This window comes from Pseudomonas sp. S07E 245, assembly GCF_019599025.1.
In the GTDB taxonomy this organism is placed as follows: domain Bacteria; phylum Pseudomonadota; class Gammaproteobacteria; order Pseudomonadales; family Pseudomonadaceae; genus Aquipseudomonas; species Aquipseudomonas shirazensis.
The window spans coordinates 3,215,495-3,241,627 of sequence record NZ_CP080625.1; the positions used below are offsets into that span (position 1 = coordinate 3,215,495).

Sequence of the window (26,133 nt, forward strand, 5' to 3'; positions counted from 1 at the left end):
GGGCATCTCCTGAGCTGATGCGCGCAATTTAGAAAGACGCGCGTCGGGCTCAGGTGATGCAGATGTGAAAAACTTGTAAGCCTTTTCCTACATCATTACAAGCGATTACCGATATCAGGCGATATCGTCGGGCGGCGTATCTACACCACCGGGGCTAAGATCGACCTGGAAGCGGCAGCCATGTGGCGCCGTCGCCGTCAGCGTCACCTGCCAGCCCTGGTCGTCACAAATACGCTGCACCAGCGACAGGCCCAAGCCCAGGCCTTCGCCACGACGTTCACCGCCGCGCACGAACGGCTTGAACATTTCTTCGCGCTGTTCTTCGGGGATGCCCACACCGCTATCCTCGACGCTGAAACCCTGGGCGTCGAGCGTCAAGCGGATGTAACCAGAATCGGTGTAGTGCGCTGCGTTGCGCAACAGGTTACCCATCACTGATTGCAGGAAGGTCGCGTTGTACAAGACCGGGCTGGCGTTGGCACGCCCGTCATAGTGCAGGGTCAGGCCCTTTTGCTCGATAGTGTCGCGCCAGACACCGATCAAGTCATCGCCGACTTCGCGCAGGCTGGCCCGCGAGGCCACGGCGCCCTCGTCATGCTGCGCCCGAGCGAGCATGAGGAAAGTCTTGACCAGCTCCTGCATCTCTTCGGTGGCGCGGGCGATGCGTTCCACTTGCGCCCGCGAACGGGTGTCCAGGCTCGGGTTCTCGATCAGCAGTTCACAGGAGGTCGCCAGGACCATCAATGGCGTGCGCAATTCATGACTGACGTCACTGGTGAACAGCCGCTCGCGGTTGAGGGCATCGCGCAGACGGCCAAGGGTATCGTCGAACGCCACTGCCAGCTGCCCTACCTCATCGGCGGCATAGTCCGGCGCCAGCGGCGGGGCCAGGCCCAGCAACTGGTCACGATGGCGCACCTGCCGTGCCAGGCGGATGACCGGCGCCATCACTCGGCGCGCCAGCAGCCAGCCGAGGAATACTGCCAGTACCAGGCTGAGCACAAAACCTACCACCACCACTGCAAACAGCAGTCGCTCGCGCTCTTCGAAATCGCTCTGGTCCTGCAGCAGTACATAACGGCGGCCGTCTACAACCTCGACCATCGCATGGTAGGAAAGCTGATCACGAAATACTTCATGAAAGCCAGGTTCGAGGTGATGCAGGTCCTTGGGTAGCTCGAAGTCATCGCGCCCGCCGCTGAAATAGAACAGCTGGTCGGGCCGTGGTCGATGGCTCCAGTCACTGACGCTGTCCATGCGCAGCAGGCGCTGCAGGTCACCGCCGAGCACGGTTGAAATCAGCCGCTCCTCGACCAGGTGTACGGTCGCCACGATGCCGAAGGCGAAGGCGCCTGCGACTAAAGCACTCATCAAGGCAAAGGCGATGATGATGCGCTGGGCGAGGCTTTGCTTAAACTCCATCGCGACCCTCGGCGAGGCGGTAGCCAACGCCATGCACGGTGTGCAGCAGGGGCTTTTCGAACGGTTTGTCGATCACTTGGCGCAACTGGTGCACATGGCTGCGCAGGCTGTCGCTGTCGGGACAGTCATCGCCCCACAGGGCTTCTTCGAGAACTTCCCGGCGCAGTACGTGGGGGCTCTTCTGCATCAGTACCGCGAGCAGCTTGAGGCCGACCGGGTTGAGTTTGAGCAGCTTGCCCTCGCGGGTGACCTCAAGGGTGTCGAGGTCGTAACTGAGGTCTGCCACCTGCAGCGTACGCCGGCCACCGCCCTGCGCGCGGCGCAGAACTGCTTCGATACGCGCCGCCAGCTCCGACAGCGCGAACGGCTTGAGCAGGTAGTCGTCGGCGCCCGAGCGAAAGCCCTGCAGACGATCATCGAGCTGATCGCGAGCCGTGAGCATTATCACCGGGGTATCGCGCCGGGCATCTTCGCGCAGGCGCTTGCACAGGGTGTAGCCATCGATGCCGGGCAGCATGATGTCGAGCACAATCAGGTCATAGTGCTCAGTTGCGGCCAGGTGCAAACCGGACAGACCGTCCTGGGCGCAATCGACCGTGTAGCCTTTCATACCCAGATAGTCAGCCAGGTTGGCGAGGATATCGCGGTTGTCTTCAACCAAAAGAATGCGCATCGGTTTCTCCTGTGCGGCGCTTTCGCAGTGCGCGGCAGGCGCAGCTTACGGACATCGCTGGCGCGGCGCCAGCCTTGCCGGCTGATCACTGCTGCTGACATATTTTTCACCAAAACTTCACAGCGCAAATATAGCCCCAGGCAGACAATCGCCGCCTTTTTCTGCGCCTGGAGTCACCATGCCCCCCGCCGTCCGCCCGCGTCCGCTGAATCTGTGGTTATACCTGGGGATCCCCTTGGGCTGCGCACTCGCACTGCTGCTGCTCGAATCGACATCACTGGATATGTCCCTGGCCGCCCTCGCCTTCGATCCGGGCGCCGGGCAGTTCATCGGTCGCCACAGCTATGTCCTGGAAAACATCCTCCATGATGGGGTCAAGCAGGTGGTCATTGGCTTGGCGCTGGTGGCGGTGCTGGCGTTTTTTGCCAGCCTGTTCTGGCAGCGGCTGTTTGCCTGGCGCAGAGAGCTGGGCTGCCTGGTACTGTCGCTGGCCCTGTCGACCAGTTTTGTCACCCCGCTCAAGGTTGCCACGGCGGTGCAGTGCCCGTGGAGCCTTAGCCAGTTTGGCGGTGAGCAGACCTACAGCAAATTGCTCGAAGCCAGGCCGCAAACCGACAAACCCGGACGCTGCTGGCCCGGAGGCCATGCGGCGACCGGTTTTAGCCTGTTTGCGTTGTTTTTTGCATTGCGTGATCGCCGACCGCGGTTGGCCCGAGGCGCTTTGCTGCTGGCGTTTACCCTCGGCAGCGTGCTGTCGCTTGGGCGGATGCTGCAGGGCGCGCATTTCTTTTCACACAATGCCTGGACAGCGGTGTTCTGCTGGTTGATTGGCTTGGCGTGTTACTACGTGGTGCTCTACCGTCCAAGCCTCTCCAGGCAAACGCGCTCTGTGTAGGAGCGGCCTTGTGTCGCGAAAGGCCAGCAGAGCTGGCCCGGCAATTTCAGCGGCGAAGCTGGGAATCTGGGGCCGCTACGCGACCCTTTCGCGACACAAGGCCGCTCCTACAGTCCGGTGCCGTTCTAAGTACCCACAAAAAAGCCCCGCACTAGGCGGGGCTTTTTGGTACAGCAGGCGCTAAGGCAGGCTTACATCATGCCGCCCATGCCACCCATGCCGCCCATGTCTGGCATACCACCGCCAGCTGGCTTGTCTTCCGGAGCATCAGCAATCATCGCTTCGGTAGTGATCATCAGACCACCGATCGAAGCAGCAGCTTGCAGTGCCGAACGGGTGACTTTGGCTGGGTCGAGGATACCCATTTCGATCATGTCGCCGTATTCACCGGAAGCGGCGTTGTAGCCGTAGTTGCCCGAACCCTGCTTGACCTTGTCGGCCACGACGCTTGGCTCGTCACCGGCGTTGGCAACGATCTGACGCAGTGGCGATTCAACCGCACGGCGCAGCAGCGCGATACCGACGTTCTGGTCTTCGTTGTCGCCTTTGAGGTCGATGATAGCGCTCAGGGCACGGACCAGAGCAACACCACCGCCAGGTACTACGCCTTCTTCAACGGCTGCACGGGTAGCGTGCAGGGCGTCTTCAACGCGGGCTTTCTTCTCTTTCATTTCAACTTCGGTGCCAGCACCGACCTTGATCACGGCAACACCGCCAGCCAGCTTGGCCAGACGCTCTTGCAGTTTTTCACGATCGTAGTCGGACGAAGTCTCTTCGATTTGAGCGCGGATTTGCTTAACGCGAGCCTGGATGTCGTCTTCAACACCAGCGCCATCGATGATGGTGGTGTTTTCTTTCGACAGGATGACGCGCTTGGCGTTACCCAGGTTTTCCAGGGTAGCGGATTCCAGCGACAGGCCGATCTCTTCGGAGATGACGGTACCGCCAGTCAGGACAGCGATGTCCTGCAGCATGGCTTTGCGACGGTCGCCGAAGCCTGGTGCCTTGACCGCTGCAACCTTGACGATGCCGCGCATGTTGTTGACTACCAGGGTAGCCAGGGCTTCGCCTTCAACGTCTTCAGCAACGATCAGCAGTGGACGGCCGGCCTTGGCAACAGCTTCCAGAACTGGCAGCAGCTCACGGATGTTGGAGATCTTCTTGTCGACCAGCAGCAGCAGTGGGCCGTCGAGCTCGGCGACCATGGTGTCCGGCTTGTTGACGAAGTACGGCGACAGGTAGCCACGGTCGAACTGCATGCCTTCGACAACCGACAGTTCGTTTTCCAGGCCCGAGCCTTCTTCAACGGTAATGACGCCTTCTTTACCGACTTTTTCCATGGCTTCGGCGATGATTTCACCGATGGAGCTGTCGGAGTTGGCAGAGATGGTACCGACCTGAGCGATGGCCTTGGAATCGGAGCAAGGCTTGGACAGGTTCTTCAGTTCGGCAACGACGGCGATGGTGGCCTTGTCGATGCCGCGCTTCAGGTCCATCGGGTTCATGCCGGCAGCGACGGCTTTCAGGCCTTCGTTGACGATGGCTTGAGCCAGAACGGTCGCAGTGGTGGTGCCGTCACCGGCAGCGTCGTTGGCCTTGGAAGCAACTTCCTTGACCAGCTGAGCGCCCATGTTTTCGAAAGCGTCTTTCAGTTCGATTTCTTTGGCAACCGATACACCGTCTTTGGTGATGGTTGGCGCGCCGAAGCTCTTGGCCAGGACAACGTTACGGCCTTTCGGGCCGAGGGTGGCTTTGACAGCGTCAGCCAGAACGTTGACACCAACGAGCATTTTCTTGCGGGCGGAATCGCCGAATTTTACGTCTTTAGCAGCCATGATCGTTTAATCCTTGAAATACTTTGGAGTAACGGGAAGTCGGGAAAATCAGCCTTCGACGACAGCGAGAATCTCGTTCTCAGCCATCACCAGCAGATCTTCGCCATCGACTTTCACGGTGTTGCTGCCCGAGTACGGGCCGAAGACCACTTTGTCACCCACTTTCACGGCCAGCGCGCGAACTTCGCCGTTGTCCAGGATGCGACCGGTACCGACGGCAACGATTTCACCGCGGTTTGGTTTTTCAGCGGCCGAACCTGGCAGAACGATACCGCCAGCGGTTTTCGATTCTTCTTCGCTGCGGCGGATTACGACGCGGTCATGCAGAGGACGAAGCTTCATTGTCGATCTCTCCCAATTAGTGGTTTTCATCGGCCGGTGTCGAGACCGGCGGGTTGATGCATTCCGGCGTTGCCGGTAGGGGCCCGCATTCGGCGAACCCCTTTGTCTTGTCTGGCGTTGCCACCAGAAACCTTGCGGTGACCACATAGATGAGGCCGAGCGAAACGATTACAAGGGCTTACCTGTGAAATTTTTTTCAACAGCTACCCGCGCAAATGCAAACGGCCCCTCACGGGGCCGCTTTGCACACAAACTGCACAGGGTTACTGATCGCGACGCTGGTACTCGCCTTCGATCACGTTTGGCCGGTGGCCACCTTCGGGCGGCCGTGCTGCGAATGGATCATCCTGGAATGCACGCTGGCGCATTGCCTGCGCCTCGGCCCGCTGACGCAACTTGCGCGCGGCAAAATGACGGGTGAACGGCATCAGGCAGATCAGGCCGAGCACGTCACTGATGAAGCCCGGAATCAGCAACAGCACACCTGCCACTGCCAGCATCAGGCCCTGGAACATGTCTTCAGCGGGCAACTCGCCTCGCTGCAGACTCTCACGGGCACGCAGTGCGGTGGCGATACCGGCCACCCGCATCACCAGCAAGCCCAACGCGGAGCCGCCGATAATCAGCAGCAACGCCGGAAAGAAACCGATCGCGGCGCTGACTTTGACGAACACGAACAGCTCGAGCACCGGAAACAGCAGCAACAACAATAAAAAAACACGCATCAAGGGTTCCTCGACGGAAGACAACCTTCCACTAGGACAACAGATGGATGCGCAAGGTCGCTATTTCAACCCTGAGTTTCATCCACAGCCGGCCATTTGTCGGCGCGGGCCAGTAATACCAAGGCCTCGCGCACTTGTGTCGGCGTATTGCAAGTCTTCGGGAATGGGAGCCAATAGATAGCCTGACCAATGCGCAGATGCAGCCCTTCGCTGTCGATACCTGCCAATTCAGCGGCAGGCGTATCTGGCAGATCGCTCAGGGCGACATAGTGAGCGATGGCCGCTGCGTGGTCGCTGTTCATGTGTTCGACCATGCTGGCCTCGGCGGCGCCAGCAAACGGGTTGGCCATCGTCACCTGATCGAGCCAGTGAATCGCACCAAAACCGCCAATGTAGCGATGGCGTACCGGCCGCAGGCACCAGAAGTCGAAGTCATGGGCCTTGTGGTAATTGGCGGCGTCCGGGAAGTAGCGGTAGTAGCGAGCCGCCGCCGCTTCGATGGCTTCGACGTCGATCAGCTTGTGCGCCTCGGCCATCACCGTCAGCCGGCCGACTGCCTGCACATCGAGCGCCTCGCGCTCGCCCACCAGCAACGAACACTTGGGGTCTTTCTGCAGATTGTGGGTGTGCTGGGCGATGCGGCTGATCAGGATCAGCGGCTGACCCTCGGCATCCAGGCAGTACGGCACAACGGAGCCGAACGGGAAGCCGGGCATCGACTTGGAATGGGTCGAGAGGACGCCGCGGTATTCCTTGAGCAGGAGTTCGCGGGCGGGACGAAGGGCGGTGTTGGTAACGACGTTACTCACAACAGATGCTCCTGGCGGCAGGCGGGTCAGCTGACAAGATAAGCATTTATCAGCCGTGACCGCCACGCCAGAAGTGCAACAGAGCGGTTTTACCAGGCGACACCAAAGCCCGCTGTGTAGCGGGTCTTGTCCAGGTCACTGTTGCTGGTGCCCTGGATCATTTCCTTCTCGGCCTTGAGATTGAGCGAGGCCCACTCGGTGACCTTGTAGCGCAGGCCGACTTCGGCATCCAGCGAGTAATCGGCAACCCCACCCAGCGGTTTGCCCAGTTCACCATTGGTGAACAGCTGGACGTTCTTGCCGATCAGGTAGCGGGTGTAATCCCACTTCATGGCAGCCGAGTAGAAATTGTCCTTGCCGCCATCGCGGTACTGATAGTCGGTGCGGTTGAGCAGCGAGCCGAGCGAGAACGCCCCCAACTCGTCGTCCCAGAACTGGTAGCCCGGGCCGGTACCGACCGTGCGCTGGCGGGCCAGGTCTTCAATATGATCACGCTTGTATTCGAGACGCCCCTGCCAAAACCACTTGTCAGTGATGAAGCGGTCAAGCGCGTATTCACCACTCCAGTTGTTGGTGGTGGTGACGTCGTCCTTGCTCTCGCGGTTGTATTCGCCCTGGGCATTGTGCCGCCAGCGGCCATGACGCGCCGAGGTCTTGAAACCGACATCGTAATCGTCGGTGTCGTTTTCGGCGCGCTTGAAGTCCATGGCCAGGTCGACGTTACCTTTCCAGACCAGATCCTCAACTACTGGCCGCGGCTTCATGATCTGCTCGATGCTGGCCAGCTCGACGGTTTTCGGCGCCTCGCCATTGGCCAGGGTCACCTTGCCCGGCTCGGCTGCCTGCAGCGACTTGGCCTTTTCGCCGGTGTAGGCATCCTGTTTGACCAGCAGCTCCTGATCGCTTTCGAGGGTCTGTACCTGTTTCCAGTCCAGCGCGATGGAGCCACCATAGGGCGTTTCCAGCAGCAGCTTGCCGCCATCGAAGACTTTGATCTTGCCACTGAGCTTGTCACCGTTCTTCATCCAGACGGTGTCGGCGAACGCTGGGGTACACAGGGAAGCGGCGAGAAGGCAGAGCAAGGTTCTAGAATACATAAGCTGACTACGGGCTCGGTTTGCGGAAAAAAGCCGGGCATTATCCAGATACGCGCGACCAGAGCAAGGACAGACCAAACGGATGCCAATGAGTTCAACTCTCATCTATAAGCCACTTCGCCGGCAATCTCGCCGATCGCCGGGCTGCGCCTGATGTCTGGCGCTGCACGCCTTTCGGCAGAGGATGCCGAAGCCCGACGAACGGCGCTCTATACCGCCCTCGGGCAAGTGCCCGAGGGTAAGGTCGTCAGTTATGGCCAGTTGGCGGATTTGGCTGGCCTTGGCCGGGCCGCACGCTGGGTCGGGCGCACGCTGGGCCAACTGCCGCAGGGCAGCCGCCTGCCCTGGCACCGGGTGATCGGCGCGAGTGGTCGATTGAGCCTGCAGCCGGGCACACCTTCAGGCGACGAACAACGCGCTCGGCTACGCGCCGAAGGCGTCAATGTAGCCAATAATCGTGTGGATATGTTGCGCCATGGCTGGCGCCCGATGGAGCACAGCGGTTAGAGTGCGCGCTTTGTTTTCGTAACCTTGAGGCAGATGTTGGCCCATGCCCCGTAAAACCTGGCGCGCTGCGCTCGCTGCCTATGCCAGCCCGTCAACTCTGGTGCTGTTGCTGCTGGGCTTCGCTGCCGGCCTGCCCTACATGCTGGTGTTCTCAACCCTTTCAGTGTGGCTGCGCGAGGCCGGTGTGGCCCGCGAGACAATTGGCTATGCCAGCCTGATCGGCCTGGCCTATGCCTTCAAGTGGGTCTGGTCGCCACTGCTCGACCAATGGCGCCTGCCGCTGCTCGGCGGGCTTGGCCGACGTCGCTCCTGGCTGCTGTTGTCGCAAGTACTGGTGGTCATCGGCTTGGTCGGCATGGGCCTGTGCGATCCGCAAAAACACCTGTCCTGGCTGATCGCCCTGGCGGTGCTGGTGGCCTTCGCCTCGGCAACCCAGGACATCGCCGTCGACGCCTACCGCCTGGAAATCGCCGATGACCAGCGCCAGGCTGCGCTTGCCGCCAGCTACATGGCCGGCTACCGGGTTGCCGCCCTGCTGGCCACGGCCGGCGCGCTGTTCTTCGCTGAATGGTTCGGCTCCACTGGCTTCAGCTATCTGCACCAGGCCTGGACCGGCACCTATGTGCTGTTCGGCGTGATCATGCTACCCGCCGTGTTCACCACGCTGATCATGCGCGAACCGCCAGTGCCGCTGCGCACGCAGCTGTCGGCTGCTCGCTATGGCTTGAGCCATCAGTTGGCGTCAGTATTCGTGCTGATCATTCTGCTGGTGTCGGTGCCGGCCAGCTTCACCCAGCTGTACAACACCGACTGGGCCAGCGTGGTGTTTGGCGACTCGACCGTGGTGCAACTGGTGCTGGAGGACCGCGCCTTCATGCGCCTGGTCCTCTACGCACTGTTGACCTGGGCCTGCCTGTCATCGCTCGGCCGCCGTGGCCTGGCGCCGGTGCTGACGCCGGTAAACGACTTCATCGCCCGCTATCGCTGGCAGGCGTTGCTGCTGCTCGGGCTGATCGCTACCTATCGCATGTCCGATACGGTCATGGGCGTGATGGCCAACGTGTTCTACATCGACATGGGCTTCACCAAGGACCAGATCGCCAGCGTCAGCAAGATCTTCGGCCTGATCATGACCCTGCTTGGCGCCGGCGCCGGCGGTTTGCTGATCGTGCGTTTCGGCATCATGCCGATCCTGTTCATCGGCGGCGTCGCCTCGGCCAGCACCAACATCCTGTTCCTGATGCTGGCCGACATGGGGCCGAACGTGGAGATGCTGGTGGTCACCATCTCGCTGGACAACTTCAGTTCCGGGATGGCCACTTCGGCGTTCGTTGCCTACCTGTCGAGCCTGACCAACCTGAAGTTCTCGGCCACCCAATACGCCCTGCTGAGCTCGATCATGCTGCTGTTGCCGCGGCTGATCGGGGGTTACTCAGGTGTAATCGTGGAGAAGTTTGGCTACCACGACTTCTTCCTGATTACCGCGCTGCTGGGCGTGCCTACGTTGATCCTGATCCTCCTGCAGTGGCGCCAGGAGGCACGGCGCGGCAAGCTGGAGCCGGTGCCTGGCCCTACCGCGGACCAGCCCTGACAGAGCGTTGCGCCGCTGTCGCCTGCACCGGCACAGCGGCGCTCGCTTCACTGCGCGACGGTCGCGCCAGCGCCCTTGCCACCCACCACAAACCACAGCGGCACCAGCGCCAGCGCCCCGGCTATGCCGGCGAGGACGGCGAAGTGCAGCAAGCTGGCGCCAGCGCCAATCATCGCCAGCAGCGCGCCACCCAGACCCAATACGGCAATGGTGATCATGCCGAGCATGGCTGAAACCAGGCCCTTGCTCTGCTCGCTGGCGAACAAGGTCATGCGGTACAGCACAGCATTGGCCACGCCCAGCCCCAGCGCATACAGGGTCATGCCCGCAACCACGCTGGTAACTGACGGCCACAGCCACGTAGCCAGCATCATCAGGCCCAACCCCGCCAGATACGGCCACAGTGCGCCGCGCACCAGCGCAGGCAATGGGTAGCGCTCAGCGATGCTGTTGATGATCAGGTTGCCCGCGATCAAACCACCGAACACCGGCAGTTGCCACAAGGCATAGGCCATCTTGCTCAGCCCCTCGTCGTGAATCAGCAGCACCGGCGACAGGCCGATCCAACCGATCAGCGGCAAGCCGACCAGGCCCAGCGCAGCGCTGCCGGCGACGAAGCGACGATTGCTCAGCAACTGGACATAACCAGACAACAGCGGCAGCAGGTGAATCGGCGTGAACGGCAGGCGGCTACCGTCGCGGCGCTCGACGCCGAGGGTTTCCGGCATGAAGCGATACAGCAGCCCGAGGGTCAGCAGCGCACCCACGGCAAAAGCCACGAACAACCAGCGCCAGTCCAGCCACTGCAGCATCAACGTGCCCACCAGCGGCCCGAGCAAGGGCGAAAGCAAGGCGATATTGGCCAGCAAGGCCATCATGCGTACGGCATCGGCCTCGCTGAAAGCCTCGTTCAAGGCCGGGTAGCTGACGGTGACGACAAAGCCCAGGCCGATCCCCTGCAACAGCCGCAGCAGGTTGAACAGGCCGATGTCCTGCACCCAGAAGGTCGCCAGGCAGGCTACACCAAAGATCACGCAGCCAGCGAGCAGCAAGGGCCGCCGGCCATAGCGGTCGGCCAGCGGACCGATCAGCCATTGCAGGACCACCCCACCCAGCAGGTACAGGTTCAGCGCGTGCGGGATAAATTCCGGACTGGCGTTCATCTCGGTGACCACATCCGGCATGGCCGGCATGACCGCATCGCTGGCCAGGTAGGTGAGCAGCTCGAACAAGGCCAGGGTCAGACCAAACAGCAAGGCACGGGCCGGGGTGATATACAGCAGTGGTTTCATGGCAGACATCAGTGGATACGAAAGGGGTCAGGTTATATGCCAGAAATGGCACGTCCTGGCTGTGAACAAGTGTAATTAGGGACAAAACAAAACGCGGGCTTGCCCGCGAATGCCCAGCGCCAGCAACATCGTTGCGGCGGGTACACCCGCGGAACAAGCCCGCGCAGTTACAGCGAACGCGGTTTACTGCGCGGCAGTCTCCTGCACCACGCGGATCACCCGTTGCGGGAACGGGATATCGATCCCTTCTGCCTTGAGCCGGTCGCGAGTGCGCTCGTTGAGCATGAACATCACGTCCCAGTAGTCGGCCGTTTTCGTCCACAGACGCAGGGATACCGTGATCGAGCTGTCGCCCAGGGTGGAGATCACCGCCTGCGGCGCCGGGTCCGGCAGCACGCGCGGGTCGTTGGCCAGCTCCAGCAGCACATTGCGCGCCTTCTGCAGGTCAGCTTCGTAATCAACGCCCACATCGAACACCACCTTGCGCGTCGGCTGACGGTTGGTGTTGGTAATGATGCCATTGGACAAGCTGCCGTTCGGCATGATCACGGTCTTGTTGTCACCGGTGCGCAGCACTGTGTGGAAGATCTGGATGCTGTCGACAGTACCGCTGACGCCTTGCGCCTCGATCCAGTCGCCGATGCGGAACGGGCGGAACAGCAAGATCAGCACACCACCGGCGAAGTTGGCCAGGCTACCCTGCAACGCCAGGCCAATGGCCAGGCCGGCAGCACCAATGGCCGCGACGAACGAGGTTGTTTCGATGCCGATCATCGAAGCGACGCTGACCAGCAGCAAGATCTTGAGGATGATATTTGCCAAGGTACTGATGAAGCCCTGCAAGGCCAGATCGGCGTTGCGCAGCCCAACCAGCTTGCCCAGGCGGGCGCTGAGCTTGTTGGTAATCCACCAGCCAACCGCCAGGGTCAGCAGCGCCAGCAGCAGACGGCTGCTGTATTGCATGATCAATGGCAGCCAGGTTTGCGATTGGCGAACCAGTTGATCGACCTCATTGGTCAAATCCATAACTTTCTCCTGATGCCAAACGGCATGTACACAGTGAAGCAGGCCGCAGACAGGCCGCGGCGAGGAGCCCCATGGACCTCAGTGTGGCAATGGGGTTCCTGCAGCCAGGTCAATCGCGGAAGTTGTTGAACTGCAGCGGCATGTCGAATTCCTTGGCGCGCAGTGCGGCGATCGCTTCTTGCAGGTCGTCACGCTTCTTGCCGGTGACGCGTACCTGCTCACCCTGGATGGCGGCCTGGACCTTGAGCTTGGCGTCTTTGATGTGGGCGACGATCTTCTTCGCCAGCTCCTTGTCGATGCCTTCGCGGAAGGTCGCTTCCTGTTTCATTTCCTTGCCCGAGGCATAGGCGTCCTTGACCTCCAGGCACTTCACTTCGATCTTGCGCTTGACCAATGCGCTGCGCAGGATTTCGACCATCGCCTCGAGCTGGAACTCGGCCTCGGCGGTCATCAGCACGGTCTGGTCCTTTTCCTTGAATTCGAAGCTACCCTTACCTTTGAGGTCGTAGCGGCGGTCCAGCTCCTTGATGGCGTTGTCGACTGCGTTCTGCACTTCGTGCTTGTCCAGTTCCGATACCACGTCGAACGAAGGCATGGTTGTTCTCCAATGTGAAAGCGCCGCGCTCAGCGTGAAGATGGAGCGCGCAGGGTTTGATGGTTAAAATGCGGGACACATTATAACGGGTTGCGAAACGTAGATGAGCAGCACCTGGCATATTCTCGGCGCCGGCAGCCTGGGCAGCCTCTGGGCCTGCCGGCTGGCCCGCGCAGGCAAGGCGGTCCGTTTGATCTTGCGCGACCCGCAGCGCCTGGCGGCGTACCAGGCCGTCGGCGGCCTGACCTTGATCGAGCAAGCGCACAGCAGCTTTTTTGCCATCCCCGCCGAAGCCGATGAAGCGCACGCGCCGATTCATCGCTTGCTGGTGGCCTGTAAAGCCTACGATGCCGCCCCTGCCCTGGCCAGGCTGGCCCCGCGCCTGGCTGTGGGCGCCGAGCTGATTCTGTTACAGAACGGCCTTGGCAGCCAGGACGAGGTGGCCGATCAGGTGCCCCATGCGCGCTGTATCTTTGCCTCCAGTACCGAAGGCGCGTTTCGTCCGGCGGACTGGCAGGTGCAGTTTGCCGGGCATGGCTTCAACTGGTTGGGCGACCCGCTTAACCCCGCCCCGGCCGAGTGGCTCAGTGACCTCGAGGAGGCCGGCATCCCCGCCCAGTGGACGCTGGACATTCTCAGCCGGCTGTGGCGCAAGCTGGCCCTGAACTGCGCGATCAACCCGCTGACCGTACTGCACGACTGCCAGAACGGTGGCCTGCTCGAACACTTGAGTGAGGTGGATGCGCTGTGCGCCGAGCTGGCGCAACTGCTGCACTGCTGCGGCCAGCCGCAAGCGGCCGAGGGCCTGAACGAAGAAGTGCAGCGGGTGATTCTAGCGACTGCAGCCAATTATTCTTCCATGTATCAAGACGTGCGCCATGGCCGCCGCACCGAGCTGCATTACCTGCTCGGCTACGTCTGCCGCGCCGCCCACCGCCATGACCTGGCCCTGGTGGAGCTGGAACACCTGCGCCAGCGATTGGTCGATAACCTGCAGGCACGCGGCCTGCCCAGTGACTGATCGCTGCCCTCTGACCCGAATACGGACACTGCCTTGCCCATGAAACTGCGCCAACGCCTGGATAACCTCCCGGTCGGGCAGAAACTGCTTGCGGCCCTGCTGGTACTGCTGATCACCATCCTGCTGGTGGCCAACCTGGCCTTTATCAGCGCGGCCTACTGGATCACCCAGGAAAGCATGGCGCCACAGGCGCTGCAAACCATCGGCAGGCTGGTCGCCAACCCGCAGCTGTCGGCCCGCGCCGGTGATTCCAGCGATAACGCCAACGCCCTGCTCAAGGAACTCGACAGCTACACCCCACTGCGCGCCGCAGCGGTCTACGGCAGCGACGGGCGCATGCTCGCGCAACTGCAGCACGGCGAACCGCTGGCCCTGCCCAAGCGCTATCGCAACATCGACGGTTGGCGCCTGATGGAGTTTCGCAGCACTCAACTGATTCGCCTGCCGCGTCCGGGCAACCCGCCGGCGTTTCTCCTTCTGGTAGCCAGCAGCGAGCTGCCCACCGCGTTCTACACCGGCACGCTGACCGCCAGCCTGGCGATTCTGGTGTTCAGCATCCTGCTCTGGCTGGTGATCGCCCGGCAGATCAAGCGGCTGATCACCCAGCCGATCAATCAGCTGGAAGAACTCAGCCGCCAGGTCACCCGCGAAGAGAGCTATGCCATGCGCGCGCAGCGCGGCAACGACGATGAGATCGGCAGCCTGGCCAACGCCTTCAATACCATGCTGTCGCGCATCGAGGCCCGCGAGCAGCAGCTCAAGCGCACCCGCGACGAATTCCAGACCGCCTACGACCAGGCCCAGGGCCTGGCCGAAGAAACCCGCAATACCAACCGCAAGCTGGAGCTGGAGGTTCAGGTTCGCAGCAAGATCGAGAAGAAGCTCACGGGTTTCCAGAACTACCTCAACAGCATCATCGATTCGATGCCATCGGCGCTGATAGCACTCGATGAGCAGTTGTACGTGACTCAGTGGAACCAGGAAGCCAGCGCCCTCTCCGGCACGCGCCTGGACGAGGCGCTGAACCAGCCGATCTTTATCGCCTTCGAGCCGCTCAAGCCGTTCTTGCCGCAACTTAAAGACACCGTCGAAAAGCACCGGGTGACCAAGATCGAGCGGGTCACCTGGCCCAAAGGTGACGACGCCCGCCATTACGCGCTGACCTTCTACCCACTGACCGGCGGTGGCGGCCGCGGCGTGGTGATCCGTATCGATGACATCACCCAGCGCCTGTCGCTGGAAGAGATGATGGTGCAGTCAGAGAAGATGCTCTCGGTGGGCGGCCTCGCCGCAGGCATGGCCCACGAGATCAACAACCCACTCGGGGCGATCCTGCACAACGTGCAGAACATCCGCCGGCGCTTGTCGCCCGACCTGCCGCGCAACCAGGAACAGGCCGCCGAGCTTGGCCTGGACCTGGCCGAGATCAACCGCTACCTGCACAGCCGCGAAGTGCCGCAGTTGCTCGACGGCATCCAGCAGGCGGGAGCCCGTGCGGCCAAGATCGTCACCCACATGCTCAGTTTCAGCCGTCTCAGCAATCGCCAGCTGGCCCCCTGCAGCCTGCCCGCGCTGATCGACCAGGCGGTGGAAATTGCCGGCAACGACTTCGATCTGGCAATTGGTTTCGACTTCAAGGGCCAGGCCATCGTCCGCCAGTTCGACCCGCAACTGGGGCCGGTGCCATGCACCGCCAACGAGCTTGAACAAGTACTGCTCAACCTGTTGAAGAACGCCGCCCAGGCGATCCACCTGCGCCCGCAACCGAGCGAGCCAGGCCGTATCATCCTGCGCACCCGGCTCAATCCGCCGTGGGCGGAAATTCAGGTAGAGGACAACGGCATCGGCATGCCCGAAGCGGTGCGCAAGCGTACCTTCGAGCCGTTCTTCACCACCAAGGAGATCGGCCAGGGCACAGGCCTGGGCCTATCGGTTTCGTATTTCATCATCACCAACAACCACAAGGGGCAGATGGAGGTGCAGTCCTCGCCCGGCCAGGGCACCTGCTTCACCCTGCGCCTGCCCCTCGGCTCGCCCGTGCCTGCGGCACCGGCCCCAACGGAGACATGACATGGGCTTTCGCCTGTCGAAAATCTACACCCGCACCGGCGACAAAGGCGAAACCGGCCTCGGCGACGGCCGCCGTGTGCCCAAGGACCACCCTCGGATCGAGGCGCTTGGCGAGGTCGACACCCTCAACAGCCAGCTAGGCGTGCTCTTGGCAGGGCTGAGTGAGGCCGGGCTGAGCGAGTTGAGCGAGGTGCTCGCGCCTTGCCAGCACCGCTTGTTCGACCTTGGTGGCGAGCTGGCGATGCCTAGTTATCAGGCGCTGAACCAGGCTGAAGTCGAGCGCCTTGAAGCAGCCATCGACCTCTGGAACGACGAACTTGGGCCGCTGGAAAACTTCATCCTGCCCAGCGGCTCGGCCTTGATCGCGCAAGCCCACGTGTGCCGCAGCCAGGCGCGCACCGCCGAGCGCCGCTGCCAGGCGCTGAATGCGCTGGAGCCGCTGGAAGGGGTTGGCTTGGCGTATATCAATCGGGTGTCGGATTTGCTGTTTGTTGCAGCGCGTATCATTGGCCGCCGTCAGGGCGTTGCAGAAGTGCTGTGGCAGGCGGCGAAAAAGCCTGAGGCTTGATCCTGCAATCCAGTTGCTGATTTGGGGCTGCTTCGCAGCCCTTCGCGGGCAAGCCCGCTCCCACAGGACCTTGTGGGAGCGGGCTTGCCCGCGAAGGGCCGCAAAGCAGCCCCTGTTTAAAGCTCAGGCCAGAACGCGCGGATACCCGCCACACCTTGGGCGCCTGCCTGCCAGGCAAGCTCACGGTCTGCCGCGCTGACGCCGCCCAGCAAGAACACCGGGAAGCTGACGCTGTCAATCAACGCCGCGGCCTGCTCCCAACCCAATGGCAGTGCATCGGGGTGGGTCTGAGTCGCCTGGACTGGCGACAGAGTGACGAAGTCGACCCCCATCTGCGCCGCCAGGGCCAACTCTTCGGCATTGTGGCAAGACGCTGCCAACCAACGGTGCTCCGGGAACGGCCGGCCCTTGGCGGCATACTTGCGCAATTGCGCGGCAGTCAGGTGCCAGCCGGCCGAGGGGAAGTCGCCCAACCATTCCAAAGGACCTTTGAGCATCAATTGAGCTTTGCCCGCACACAGTCCAGCCGCATCTACCGCGACATCACGGTACTTGGGGTCGTACATGTCCGGCGCGCGCAGCTGAACCAGCTTGATGCCGTTGGCCACAGCCTTCTGGATACCGCGCAACATCGGCGGCACTTCGAGGCCATCAGGGGTGATCAGGTACTGATCCGGCAAGCGTGCAGCGGCGACGATGGGCTTGTTTGCCGCAGGGAACTGGTACTGGTGCAGGTCACGCGGCGCGACCCATTCCAGCGGCTGACCTTCGGCGCCATGTGGCTCGCCGCTGAATGCGTCAACCTCACGCACGTCGAGCAGGATTTGCTTGTCCGGGTAGTCATGGCTGATCTTGATCAGCGGCCGTGATCCGCTGACCTCGATACCGAGCTCCTCGCGCAGTTCACGGGCCAGCGCTGCTTCGACGCTTTCGCCGGCCTCCACCTTGCCCCCGGGAAACTCCCACAGGCCGCCCTGATGCTGGCTATCGGCGCGACGGGCGATGAGGATCCGCCCGTCGCCACCGCGGATAACCGCCGCTACTACATGAATCCGCTGCACCTTGTACCCTCCGTTGCTGCGTCAGGCGCCCCGGCCAGTGGCCAGACCAGGGCGCAGGCCAATGATCAGGTCCGGTATTCGGCGTTGATCTTGACGTACTCGTGGGACAGGTCGGTGGTCCAGATGGTCTCGCTGCACTGGCCGCGACCCAGTTCGATGCGGATGGTGATCTCTTCTTCAGCCATCACCTTGGAGCCTTGCTCTTCGGTGTAGCTTGGGCTGCGCCCGCCTTTGCTGGCGATGCACACGTCACCGAGGAAAACGTCGATCAGGCTGACGTCCAGCTCAGGCACGCCAGCGCGGCCGACGGCAGCGAGGATACGGCCCCAGTTGGGATCGGAGGCGAACAGCGCAGTCTTGATCAGCGGCGAATGCGCCACGGCATAACCAACGTCGAGGCATTCCTGATGATTGCCACCACCGTTGACCTGCACGGTAACAAACTTGGTCGCGCCTTCGCCGTCACGCACGATCGCCTGGGCGACTTCCATGCACACTTCGAACACTGCCTGCTTCAAGGCGTCGAACAGCTCGCCCTTGGCTTCGGTCACTTCAGCGACTTTGGCCTGGCCGGTAGCAATCAGCATGCAGCAGTCGTTGGTCGAGGTGTCGCCATCGATGGTGATGCGGTTGAACGACTTGTTGGCGCCGTCAAGGATCAGGTCCTTGAGCACCGCCGGAGCGACCTTGGCGTCGGTAGCGATATAGCCAAGCATGGTCGCCATGTTCGGGCGAATCATGCCGGCGCCTTTGCTGATGCCGGTGACGGTGATGGTCTGGCCATCGAACTGGAACTGACGGCTGGCACCCTTGGGCAGGGTGTCGGTGGTCATGATGCCGGTAGCGGCTTCAGCCCAGTGATTTTCCGAAAGGTTGTCCAGTGCAGCCTGCAGCGCGGCCTCGATCTTCTCGACCGGCAGCGGCTCACCGATCACACCGGTGGAGAACGGCAGCACTGCCTGGGCGTCAACGCCGGTCAGCTCGGCCAGCTTGGCACAGGTGCGCTCAGCGGCGGCCAGGCCTGGTGCGCCGGTACCGGCGTTGGCATTGCCGGTATTGGTCAGCAGGTAACGCACGGTGCCCTGCACGCGTTGCTTGGCGAGGATCACCGGCGCCGCGCAGAACGCGTTGAGGGTGAACACGCCAGCCACGCTGGAGCCTTCGGCGCAGCGCATTACCACGACGTCCTTGCGCCCAGGGCGCTTGATGCCCGCCGAAGCGATGCCAAGTTCAAAACCGGGAACCGGGTGCAGGGTGGGCAAAGGACCAAGACCAACAGCCATTAGAGCGCTCCTAGATAAAAACAGATAGGTTCCATGAAACAAAGCCGCCCCAACTGACACCTTTACGGTGGCTGTAGGAGCGGCCTTGTGTCGCGATGAGCTGCAAAGCAGCCCAAAAATCTCAAGCCAGCAGCGGCCTTAGATCACTTGCATCACTCGCATCACTCAATGGTGCCGTGGCAATGCTTGAACTTCTTGCCCGAACCACACCAGCATGGCTCGTTGCGACCAAGCTTCTGGTCGTTGCGAACCGGCGCGGCGGCAACGGCGACTTCAACGCCCTCTTCGCTCAGCTGCTCGCTTTCCAGGCCTGGTGCCGGCGCATGTTCAAACTGCATACGCTGGGCCAGCTCTTCGGCGTCGCGACGCAGACGGGCTTCTTCTTCGATCGGGTCTTCGCGGCGAACCTGTACGTGCGACAGCACACGGATGGCATCGCGTTTGATCGAATCGAGCAGTTCCTGGAACAGCGTGAACGACTCGCGCTTGTACTCCTGCTTCGGGTTCTTCTGCGCATAACCACGCAGGTGAATACCGTGACGCAGGTGGTCCATGGTCGACAGGTGGTCTTTCCACAGGTCGTCCAGCACGCGCAGCAGGATCTGCTTCTCGAAGGTGCGCAGAGCCTCTTCGCCGGCCTGATCTTCTTTCTCGGTGTATGCGCTGGTGATCTCGCTCAGGAGCTTCTCACGCAGGGTTTCTTCGTACAGGTGGTCGTCTTCATCCAACCATTGCTGGATCGGCAGCTTGATCGCGAAATCGCTGGCCAGCGCCGCTTCGAGACCGGCCACATCCCACTGCTCAGGCAGCGATTGCGGCGGAATATGCTGGCTGATGGTGGTATCGAGGACTTCCTTACGGAACTCTTCGATGGTGCCGCCCAAGTCCTGCGCAGCCAGCAGGCTGTTGCGCATGTGGTAGATCACTTTGCGCTGTTCGTTGGCCACGTCATCGTATTCGAGCAGTTGCTTACGAATATCGAAGTTGCGCCCTTCGACCTTGCGCTGAGCTTTTTCGATGGCGTTGGTCACCATGCGGTGCTCGATGGCTTCACCGGACTGCATGCCCAGGGCCTTCATGAAGTTCTTCACCCGGTCAGAGGCAAAGATGCGCATCAGGCTGTCTTCCAGCGACAGGTAGAAGCGGCTCGAACCCGGGTCACCCTGACGACCGGAACGGCCGCGCAGCTGGTTGTCGATGCGGCGCGACTCGTGGCGCTCGGAGGCGATCACGTGCAGGCCGCCGGCCTCGATCACTTGCTGATGACGCTTCTGCCAGTCGGCCTTGATGTGCGCAATCTGCTCGGCGGTCGGGTTTTCGAGTGCCGCGACTTCCGACTCCCAGTTGCCGCCCAGAAGGATGTCGGTACCACGGCCGGCCATGTTGGTGGCGATGGTCAAAGCGCCTGGCGCACCGGCCTGGGCAATGATCTCGGCTTCTTTTTCGTGGTACTTGGCGTTGAGCACCTTGTGCTCGATGCCTTCCTTGTTGAGCAAGGCCGACATATGCTCGGAGGTCTCGATGGTCGCCGTACCGACCAATACTGGACGCCCGCTGGACATGCTTTCCTTGATGTCGGCAATGATCGCCAGGTACTTCTCTTCGGCGGTCAGGTACACCAGGTCGTTGAAGTCTTTACGCGCCAACGGCTTGTTCGGCGGAATGACCATCACGTTGAGGTTGTAGATCTGAGCGAATTCGAACGCTTCGGTATCTGCAGTACCGGTCATGCCGGACAGCTTGTTGTACAGACGGAAGTAGTTCTGGAAGGTGGTCGAAGCCAGGGTCTGGCTTTCGGCCTGGATGTTCAGGTTTTCCTTCGCTTCGATGGCCTGGTGCAGGCCCTCGGAGAGACGACGACCCGGCATGGTCCGACCGGTGTGCTCGTCGATCAGCAGCACCTGACCGTCCTGGACGATGTACTCGACGTTGCGGTGGAACAGCTTGTGCGCGCGCAGGCCGGCATAGACGTGGGTCAGCAGGCCCAGGTTGTGCGCCGAATAGAGGCTCTCGCCTTCAGCCAGCAAGCCGGCCTGGGTGAGCATCTCTTCGATGTACTGGTGGCCGGCTTCGTTGAGCTCGACCTGACGGCTCTTCTCATCGATCGAGAAGTGGCCTTCCTGGGTGACCTGGCCTTCGACTTCTTCGATGTGCTGGGTCAGCTGCGGGATCAGGCGGTTGATTTCGATATACAGCTTGGAGCTGTCTTCAGCCTGGCCGGAGATGATCAGCGGGGTCCGCGCTTCGTCGATCAGGATCGAGTCGACTTCGTCGATCACGGCGAAGTTCAGCTCACGCTGGAACTTCTCGTCGACGCTGAAGGCCATGTTGTCGCGCAGGTAATCGAAACCGAATTCGTTGTTGGTGCCGTAGGTGATGTCGGCAGCATAGGCGGCGCGCTTGTCTTCCGGCGGCTGAAAGGCCGAGACGATGCCAACCGAGAGGCCGAGGAATTCGTACAGCGGGCGCATCCAGTTGGCGTCGCGGCGGGCCAGATAGTCGTTGACCGTGACCACGTGCACGCCCTTGCCGGACAAAGCGTTGAGGTACACCGCCAAGGTACCGACCAAGGTCTTGCCTTCACCGGTACGCATCTCTGCGATCATGCCTTCATGCAAGGTCATGCCGCCGATCAGCTGGACGTCGAAGTGGCGCATACCCATCACACGCTTGCCGGCCTCGCGGGCTACAGCAAAGGCTTCCGGCAGCAGTTGGTCGAGGGTTTCGCCTTTGGCCAGACGCTCTTTGAACTCGGCGGTCTTGCCGCGCAGTTGCTCATCGGAGAGGGCCAACATTTTCTCTTCGAAGGCATTGACGGTGGTCACCGTCTTGAGCAGGCGTTTGATCTCGCGCTCGTTCTTGCTTCCAAAAAGTTTCTTTAACAAAGGCGCAAACATATCGGCAGGATCTTCCACACTTAGGGATGGAGGGCGGCCCCATGAGTCGCCCGAGCAGCCCTTGGGCCGCATGCGAACGAGCATTCTACCCGGAAACGATGGTGAGGAAAGTGGTCGATTGCCACGATGCTGGCACAGCGCTAGGGTGGGGACGGTTCTTAGATGAGGGTGATTATTACAAGTTCAAGGTTTGCTGAAGATGAAAGCTGCCGAGAATCGCTATTATCCTGCACAACATGCCTTGCCCCCGGCCATTGCGTGCTGATCCAGGGCAACTGCATCATCTGTCGCCACCGGCAATCAATCAGCGCTGGGCACGCAGATGCTAAGATGGCCATTCTGTAACTTCCTGCGTACCGTCATGGCTTACAAACCCTCGCCCGCCCGGCTGCCGGCCGCGCTCCTGCGTGAAGTCCGACCGCTACGGCTGCTGCTCAATCAGGCTGAACGCCTGGTGCATCTGCAGCGTTTGCTCGAAAGTCAGCTGCAACCGGCGGCCCGTGAGCACTGCCACGTGGCCTCCTGGCGCGACGGTGTGTTGCTGCTGGTGGTCACCGATGGCCACTGGGCCACGCGCCTGCGCTATCAGCAAAAACGCCTGCAACGGCAACTGATCGAACTTGAAGTGTTCGCCAACCTGCGGCGGATCCTGTTCAAGGTGCAGCCACCAGTGATCCCGGCCAAACGCGGCGGGCATCCGACCCAGCTCTCCGGCGATGCCGCGCAGAGCCTGCGCGAAACGGCCGCAGGCATTGACGACCCCAAGCTCAAGGCAGCTCTGGAACGTCTGGCCAGCCATGCCCAGCACAAGGATCAGCGTTGAATCTGGCGCAATAAAAAGGCCACCCGAAGGTGGCCTCAATGAACTAGAGAGTGTTCGAACTTACACAGCCGCAACAGGGCGCATGTAGGAGATCGGTGCCGTACTGGCATCTTCGAAGGTGACCACTTCCCAGGCATCTTTTTCTGCAATCAGCTTGCGCAGCAGCTGGTTGTTCAGCGCGTGTCCGGACTTGTAGCCCTTGAACTCGCCGATCAAGCTGTTGCCGAGCAGATACAGATCGCCGATGGCATCGAGAATCTTGTGCTTGACGAACTCGTCTTCGGAGCGAAGGCCGTCTTCGTTGAGCACGCCAGTCTCATCGACAACGATGGCGTTATCGACGCTGCCACCCAGTGCCAGATTCTGCTCGCGCAGATACTCGATGTCGCGCATGAACCCGAAGGTCCGTGCACGGCTGACTTCTTTCACGAACGAGGTGCTGGAGAAGTCGACGCTGGCACTTTGGGTCTGGTCCTTGAGGACCGGGTGATCGAAGTCGATCTCGAAGCTCACCTTGAACCCTTCGAAAGGCAGGAAGGTTGCGCGCTTGTCGCCATCCTCCACTGACACTTCCCGCAGGATGCGGATGAACTTCTTGGCTGCGTCCTGCTCTTCCAGGCCGGCAGACTGAATCAGGAATACAAAGGGACCGGCGCTGCCATCCATGATCGGCACTTCCGAGGCGGAGAGCTCGACGTAGGCGTTATCGATGCCCAGACCCGCCATGGCGGAGAGCAAGTGCTCGACCGTATCGACCTTGACGTCACCGTTGACCAACGTCGTCGACATGGTTGTCTCGCCAACGTTGGCCGCACGAGCCGGAATCTCGACCACAGGATCGAGGTCGGCGCGGCGGAAGACGATGCCGGTATCCACAGGCGCAGGCTTGAGGGTCAGGTAGACCTTCTCACCGGAGTGCAGACCGACACCTGTGGCACGGATAATGTTCTTCAGGGTGCGTTGTTTAATCATGGCATTGGCCGCTTCAGCGCAAATTGCGAATTGGTATCAACAAAGGCTGAGGATGATAACAGACCCGTCCTTTGCTGAATACCAATCACCTTTATAGCCCTGATAAATTCCATCAATCAGCCTGACGACGGAGGAAGGCTGGGATGTCCAGGTAATCCAAGTCATCTTGCGGGTTGAGTTTAGCGGCTGCGGCGGCACCTGCATGGGCCTGGTTACGCATCACGGTTGGACGCTCCAGGTCACGGTAGTTGACCGCTGGCTGCTCCTGGCGAGCTGGAGCCGGGTTCGACGCCTCGTAGGCCGCTTGAGCGGTCTGCAAAGTATTGTCGACAACCTTGACCGGCTTCTCGATGCGCGCACCCAGGCCAGTGGCCACGACGGTTACGTGCAGCTCGTCGCGCATGTCCGGGTCGATCACGGTACCGACCTTGACCATCGCGTGGTCGGAGGCGAAGGCTTCGATGATGCTACCGACGTCGGAGTACTCGCCCAGCGACAGGTCAGGACCTGCGGTGATATTCACCAGGATACCGCGGGCACCCTGCAGGTTGACGTCTTCGAGCAGCGGGTTGCGAATGGCCGCTTCGGTGGCCTCGCGCGCACGGTTCGGACCGCTGGCGCAGCCAGTGCCCATCATAGCCATGCCCATCTCGCCCATCACGGTGCGCACGTCGGCAAAGTCGACGTTGATCATGCCGGGACGCTTGATGATGTCGGAGATACCGCGCACGGCACCTGCCAGCACATCGTCAGCCTTGGCAAAGGCCGACAGCAGGCTGGCGTCCTTGCCGAGAATGGTCAGCAGCTTCTCGTTGGGGATGGTGATCAGCGAGTCGACGCTTTCAGCCAGCATGCGGATGCCTTCATCGGCGATCTGCATACGCTTGCGGCCTTCGAACGGGAATGGACGGGTCACCACCGCAACGGTGAGGATGCCCATTTCCTTGGCCACTTCGGCGATGATCGGCGCTGCACCGGTACCGGTACCGCCACCCATGCCAGTGGTGATGAAGACCATGTTGGTGCCCTGCAGCACCTCGGCAATGCGCTCACGGTCTTCCAGCGCGGCCTGACGACCGACTTCCGGATTGGCACCGGCACCAAGGCCCTTGGTAACACCAGTACCCAGTTGCAGAATGGTCCGTGCGCCAATGCTTTTCAGCGCCTGGGCATCAGTGTTGGCGCAGATGAACTCGACGCCTTCAATGCTGCTTTTGACCATGTGATTGACGGCGTTGCCACCACCACCACCGACGCCGATCACCTTGATGACCGGGCTTTGCGGGACGTTGTCTACGAGCTCGAACATTTTCCCTCTCCTTACAGTTCTCTAGTTGTTTCGCCTACCACTACTGCTTTGAAACTTAGAAGTTGCCCTGGACCCAACGCTTGAGACGCTCAAGCACTGGAGCCTTCGGTTCCTCGCCATAGCTGTTGCTGCTGTTGCTATTGCCGGTCAGGGTCAGGTCCTCGGACTGCTTGAGCAGACCGTAGGTGAGCAGGCCCACACCGGTGGAGTAAATCGGGTTGCGTACCACGTCGCTGAGGCCACGCACGCTGTGCGGGACGCCGAGGCGTACGGGCATGTGGAAAATCTCTTCGGCCAGTTCCACCGCGCCTTCCATCTTCGCCGTGCCGCCGGTGAGGACGATGCCGGCTGGGACCAGGTCTTCGTAGCCGCTGCGACGCAGCTCAGCCTGAATCAGGGTGAACAGCTCGTCGTAGCGCGGCTCGACCACCTCGGCCAGGGCCTGACGCGACAGTTCGCGCGGCGGCCGGTCGCCAACGCTTGGCACCTTGATGGTTTCGCCGGCACCGGCCAGCTTGGCCAGGGCGCAGGCGTAGCGAATCTTGATTTCTTCGGCGTACTGAGTCGGTGTACGCAGGGCCATGGCGATGTCGTTGGTGACCTGGTCGCCGGCAATCGGGATCACTGCGGTGTGGCGGATCGCGCCTTCGGTGAAGATGGCGATATCGGTGGTGCCACCGCCGATGTCGACCAGGCACACGCCGAGTTCTTTCTCGTCATCGGTCAGCACCGAGTAGGCCGAGGCCAGTTGCTCGAGGATGATGTCGTCGATTTCCAGGCCGCAGCGGCGCACGCACTTCTCGATGTTCTGCGCCGCGTTGACCGCGCAGGTCACCACGTGCACCTTGGCTTCCAGACGCACGCCCGACATACCCAGCGGCTCGCGAACGCCTTCCTGGTTGTCGATCACGTAGTCCTGCGGCAGGGTGTGCAGCACGCGCTGGTCAGCCGGAATCGCCACCGCCTGGGCAGCGTCGAGCACGCGCTCGAGGTCGGCCGTGCTGACTTCGCGGTCGCGAATCGCGACGATGCCGTGCGAGTTGAGGCTGCGGATGTGATTGCCGGCCACACCGACAAAGGCCGAGTGAATGCGGCAGCCCGCCATCAACTGGGCTTCTTCGACGGCACGCTGGATCGACTGCACGGTCGACTCGATGTTCACCACCACGCCCTTCTTCAGGCCGCGGGAGGGATGAGTGCCGATCCCGACAATCTCCAGGGTGCCGTCTTCGCCGACTTCACCGACCAGCGCCACCACCTTGGAAGTGCCAATGTCCAGCCCGACGATCATTTTGCCGCTATGCGCGTTTGCCATGGTCC

The 26,133-nt window shown here is 61.5% G+C and carries 23 protein-coding genes; 7 read left to right on the top strand and 16 right to left on the bottom strand.

The window, feature by feature from the left end:
- Nucleotides 1-114 precede the first annotated feature (114 nt).
- Nucleotides 115-1,422: a HAMP domain-containing sensor histidine kinase gene (locus K3F44_RS14810; RefSeq protein ID WP_101321965.1), complete on the bottom strand. Its 1,308-nt coding sequence runs from the start codon at nt 1,420-1,422 to the stop codon at nt 115-117.
- Nucleotides 1,412-2,095, bottom strand: coding sequence for a two-component system response regulator ColR (gene colR / locus K3F44_RS14815; RefSeq protein ID WP_101321966.1), 684 nt, complete (start codon nt 2,093-2,095; stop codon nt 1,412-1,414). Before colR ends, K3F44_RS14810 begins: the two co-directional genes overlap by 11 nt.
- 178 nt (nt 2,096-2,273) lie before the next feature.
- On the opposite strand from colR, the gene K3F44_RS14820 reads away from it, so the two are divergent.
- Entirely contained in the window at nt 2,274-2,990 is a 717-nt protein-coding gene (locus tag K3F44_RS14820) for a phosphatase PAP2 family protein (RefSeq protein WP_220632498.1), read from the top strand.
- Nucleotides 2,991-3,181: 191 nt separating this feature from the next.
- On the opposite strand, the gene groL is transcribed toward K3F44_RS14820, so the two are convergent.
- From groL to K3F44_RS14845, 5 genes are all read right to left on the bottom strand, one after another.
- Nucleotides 3,182-4,825, bottom strand: coding sequence for a chaperonin GroEL (gene groL / locus K3F44_RS14825; protein WP_101321968.1), 1,644 nt, complete (start codon nt 4,823-4,825; stop codon nt 3,182-3,184).
- Nucleotides 4,826-4,873: 48 nt separating this feature from the next.
- Nucleotides 4,874-5,167, bottom strand: a complete 294-nt coding sequence (locus K3F44_RS14830) for a co-chaperone GroES (RefSeq protein WP_053280666.1) — start codon at nt 5,165-5,167, stop codon at nt 4,874-4,876.
- A 263-nt stretch (nt 5,168-5,430) separates the two neighbouring features.
- On the bottom strand, nt 5,431-5,892 hold the full coding sequence (locus tag K3F44_RS14835) for an FxsA family protein (RefSeq protein WP_101321969.1): 462 nt from the start codon (nt 5,890-5,892) through the stop codon (nt 5,431-5,433).
- A 65-nt stretch (nt 5,893-5,957) separates the two neighbouring features.
- Nucleotides 5,958-6,701, bottom strand: a complete 744-nt coding sequence (locus K3F44_RS14840) for a HugZ family protein (protein WP_220632499.1) — start codon at nt 6,699-6,701, stop codon at nt 5,958-5,960.
- An 89-nt stretch (nt 6,702-6,790) separates the two neighbouring features.
- Nucleotides 6,791-7,798 carry a DUF481 domain-containing protein gene (locus tag K3F44_RS14845; protein WP_150570625.1) on the bottom strand — a complete coding sequence of 336 codons (1,008 nt, stop codon included), beginning with the start codon at nt 7,796-7,798 and terminating at the stop codon, nt 6,791-6,793.
- 153 nt (nt 7,799-7,951) lie between these two features.
- Here K3F44_RS14845 and K3F44_RS14850 point away from each other — a divergent pair, with 153 nt between their 5' ends.
- Both K3F44_RS14850 and K3F44_RS14855 read left to right on the top strand, forming a co-directional pair.
- On the top strand, nt 7,952-8,305 hold the full coding sequence (locus K3F44_RS14850) for an MGMT family protein (protein WP_101321972.1): 354 nt from the start codon (nt 7,952-7,954) through the stop codon (nt 8,303-8,305).
- A 43-nt stretch (nt 8,306-8,348) separates the two neighbouring features.
- Complete coding sequence (locus K3F44_RS14855) at nt 8,349-9,896, top strand: AmpG family muropeptide MFS transporter (protein ID WP_101321973.1); 1,548 nt, start codon at nt 8,349-8,351, stop codon at nt 9,894-9,896.
- Between the two features lie 47 nt (nt 9,897-9,943).
- On the opposite strand, the gene K3F44_RS14860 is transcribed toward K3F44_RS14855, so the two are convergent.
- The 3 genes from K3F44_RS14860 to K3F44_RS14870 all read right to left on the bottom strand — a co-directional run bounded on the left by K3F44_RS14860 (nt 9,944) and on the right by K3F44_RS14870 (nt 12,809).
- A complete protein-coding gene (locus tag K3F44_RS14860; RefSeq protein WP_150570626.1) occupies nt 9,944-11,188 on the bottom strand; it encodes an MFS transporter in 1,245 nt (414 codons plus the stop codon).
- Nucleotides 11,189-11,371: 183 nt separating this feature from the next.
- Nucleotides 11,372-12,214 carry a mechanosensitive ion channel family protein gene (locus K3F44_RS14865; RefSeq protein WP_150570627.1) on the bottom strand — a complete coding sequence of 281 codons (843 nt, stop codon included), beginning with the start codon at nt 12,212-12,214 and terminating at the stop codon, nt 11,372-11,374.
- A 109-nt stretch (nt 12,215-12,323) separates the two neighbouring features.
- Nucleotides 12,324-12,809, bottom strand: a complete 486-nt coding sequence (locus K3F44_RS14870) for a YajQ family cyclic di-GMP-binding protein (RefSeq protein ID WP_101321976.1) — start codon at nt 12,807-12,809, stop codon at nt 12,324-12,326.
- Between the two features lie 103 nt (nt 12,810-12,912).
- On the opposite strand from K3F44_RS14870, the gene K3F44_RS14875 reads away from it, so the two are divergent.
- The 3 genes from K3F44_RS14875 to K3F44_RS14885 are packed head-to-tail and all read left to right on the top strand — an operon-like array spanning nt 12,913 to nt 16,468.
- A complete protein-coding gene (locus tag K3F44_RS14875) occupies nt 12,913-13,830 on the top strand; it encodes a putative 2-dehydropantoate 2-reductase (protein ID WP_220632500.1) in 918 nt (305 codons plus the stop codon).
- Between the two features lie 39 nt (nt 13,831-13,869).
- On the top strand, nt 13,870-15,900 hold the full coding sequence (locus tag K3F44_RS14880) for an ATP-binding protein (RefSeq protein ID WP_101321978.1): 2,031 nt from the start codon (nt 13,870-13,872) through the stop codon (nt 15,898-15,900).
- 1 nt (nt 15,901) lies between these two features.
- The gene (locus K3F44_RS14885; protein WP_150570629.1) at nt 15,902-16,468 is read left to right on the top strand and encodes a cob(I)yrinic acid a,c-diamide adenosyltransferase; all 567 of its coding nucleotides are present in this window, start codon (nt 15,902-15,904) and stop codon (nt 16,466-16,468) included.
- A gap of 116 nt (nt 16,469-16,584) precedes the next feature.
- Here K3F44_RS14885 and K3F44_RS14890 read toward each other — a convergent pair whose 3' ends face one another.
- The 3 genes from K3F44_RS14890 to secA all read right to left on the bottom strand — a co-directional run bounded on the left by K3F44_RS14890 (nt 16,585) and on the right by secA (nt 21,709).
- Complete coding sequence (locus K3F44_RS14890) at nt 16,585-17,529, bottom strand: Nudix family hydrolase (protein WP_101321980.1); 945 nt, start codon at nt 17,527-17,529, stop codon at nt 16,585-16,587.
- Nucleotides 17,530-17,594: 65 nt separating this feature from the next.
- Complete coding sequence (gene argJ, locus K3F44_RS14895; RefSeq protein ID WP_101321981.1) at nt 17,595-18,812, bottom strand: bifunctional glutamate N-acetyltransferase/amino-acid acetyltransferase ArgJ; 1,218 nt, start codon at nt 18,810-18,812, stop codon at nt 17,595-17,597.
- A gap of 161 nt (nt 18,813-18,973) precedes the next feature.
- A complete protein-coding gene (secA, locus tag K3F44_RS14900; RefSeq protein WP_101321982.1) occupies nt 18,974-21,709 on the bottom strand; it encodes a preprotein translocase subunit SecA in 2,736 nt (911 codons plus the stop codon).
- A gap of 361 nt (nt 21,710-22,070) precedes the next feature.
- Here secA and K3F44_RS14905 point away from each other — a divergent pair, with 361 nt between their 5' ends.
- A complete protein-coding gene (locus tag K3F44_RS14905) occupies nt 22,071-22,532 on the top strand; it encodes a DUF721 domain-containing protein (RefSeq protein ID WP_101321983.1) in 462 nt (153 codons plus the stop codon).
- A 60-nt stretch (nt 22,533-22,592) separates the two neighbouring features.
- On the opposite strand, the gene lpxC is transcribed toward K3F44_RS14905, so the two are convergent.
- The 3 genes from lpxC to ftsA all read right to left on the bottom strand — a co-directional run bounded on the left by lpxC (nt 22,593) and on the right by ftsA (nt 26,128).
- Entirely contained in the window at nt 22,593-23,504 is a 912-nt protein-coding gene (lpxC, locus tag K3F44_RS14910; protein WP_101321984.1) for a UDP-3-O-acyl-N-acetylglucosamine deacetylase, read from the bottom strand.
- Between the two features lie 112 nt (nt 23,505-23,616).
- Nucleotides 23,617-24,813, bottom strand: coding sequence for a cell division protein FtsZ (gene ftsZ / locus K3F44_RS14915; protein WP_101321985.1), 1,197 nt, complete (start codon nt 24,811-24,813; stop codon nt 23,617-23,619).
- A 55-nt stretch (nt 24,814-24,868) separates the two neighbouring features.
- Nucleotides 24,869-26,128: a cell division protein FtsA gene (gene ftsA / locus K3F44_RS14920; protein WP_101321986.1), complete on the bottom strand. Its 1,260-nt coding sequence runs from the start codon at nt 26,126-26,128 to the stop codon at nt 24,869-24,871.
- Between the last annotated feature and the right edge of the window lie 5 nt (nt 26,129-26,133).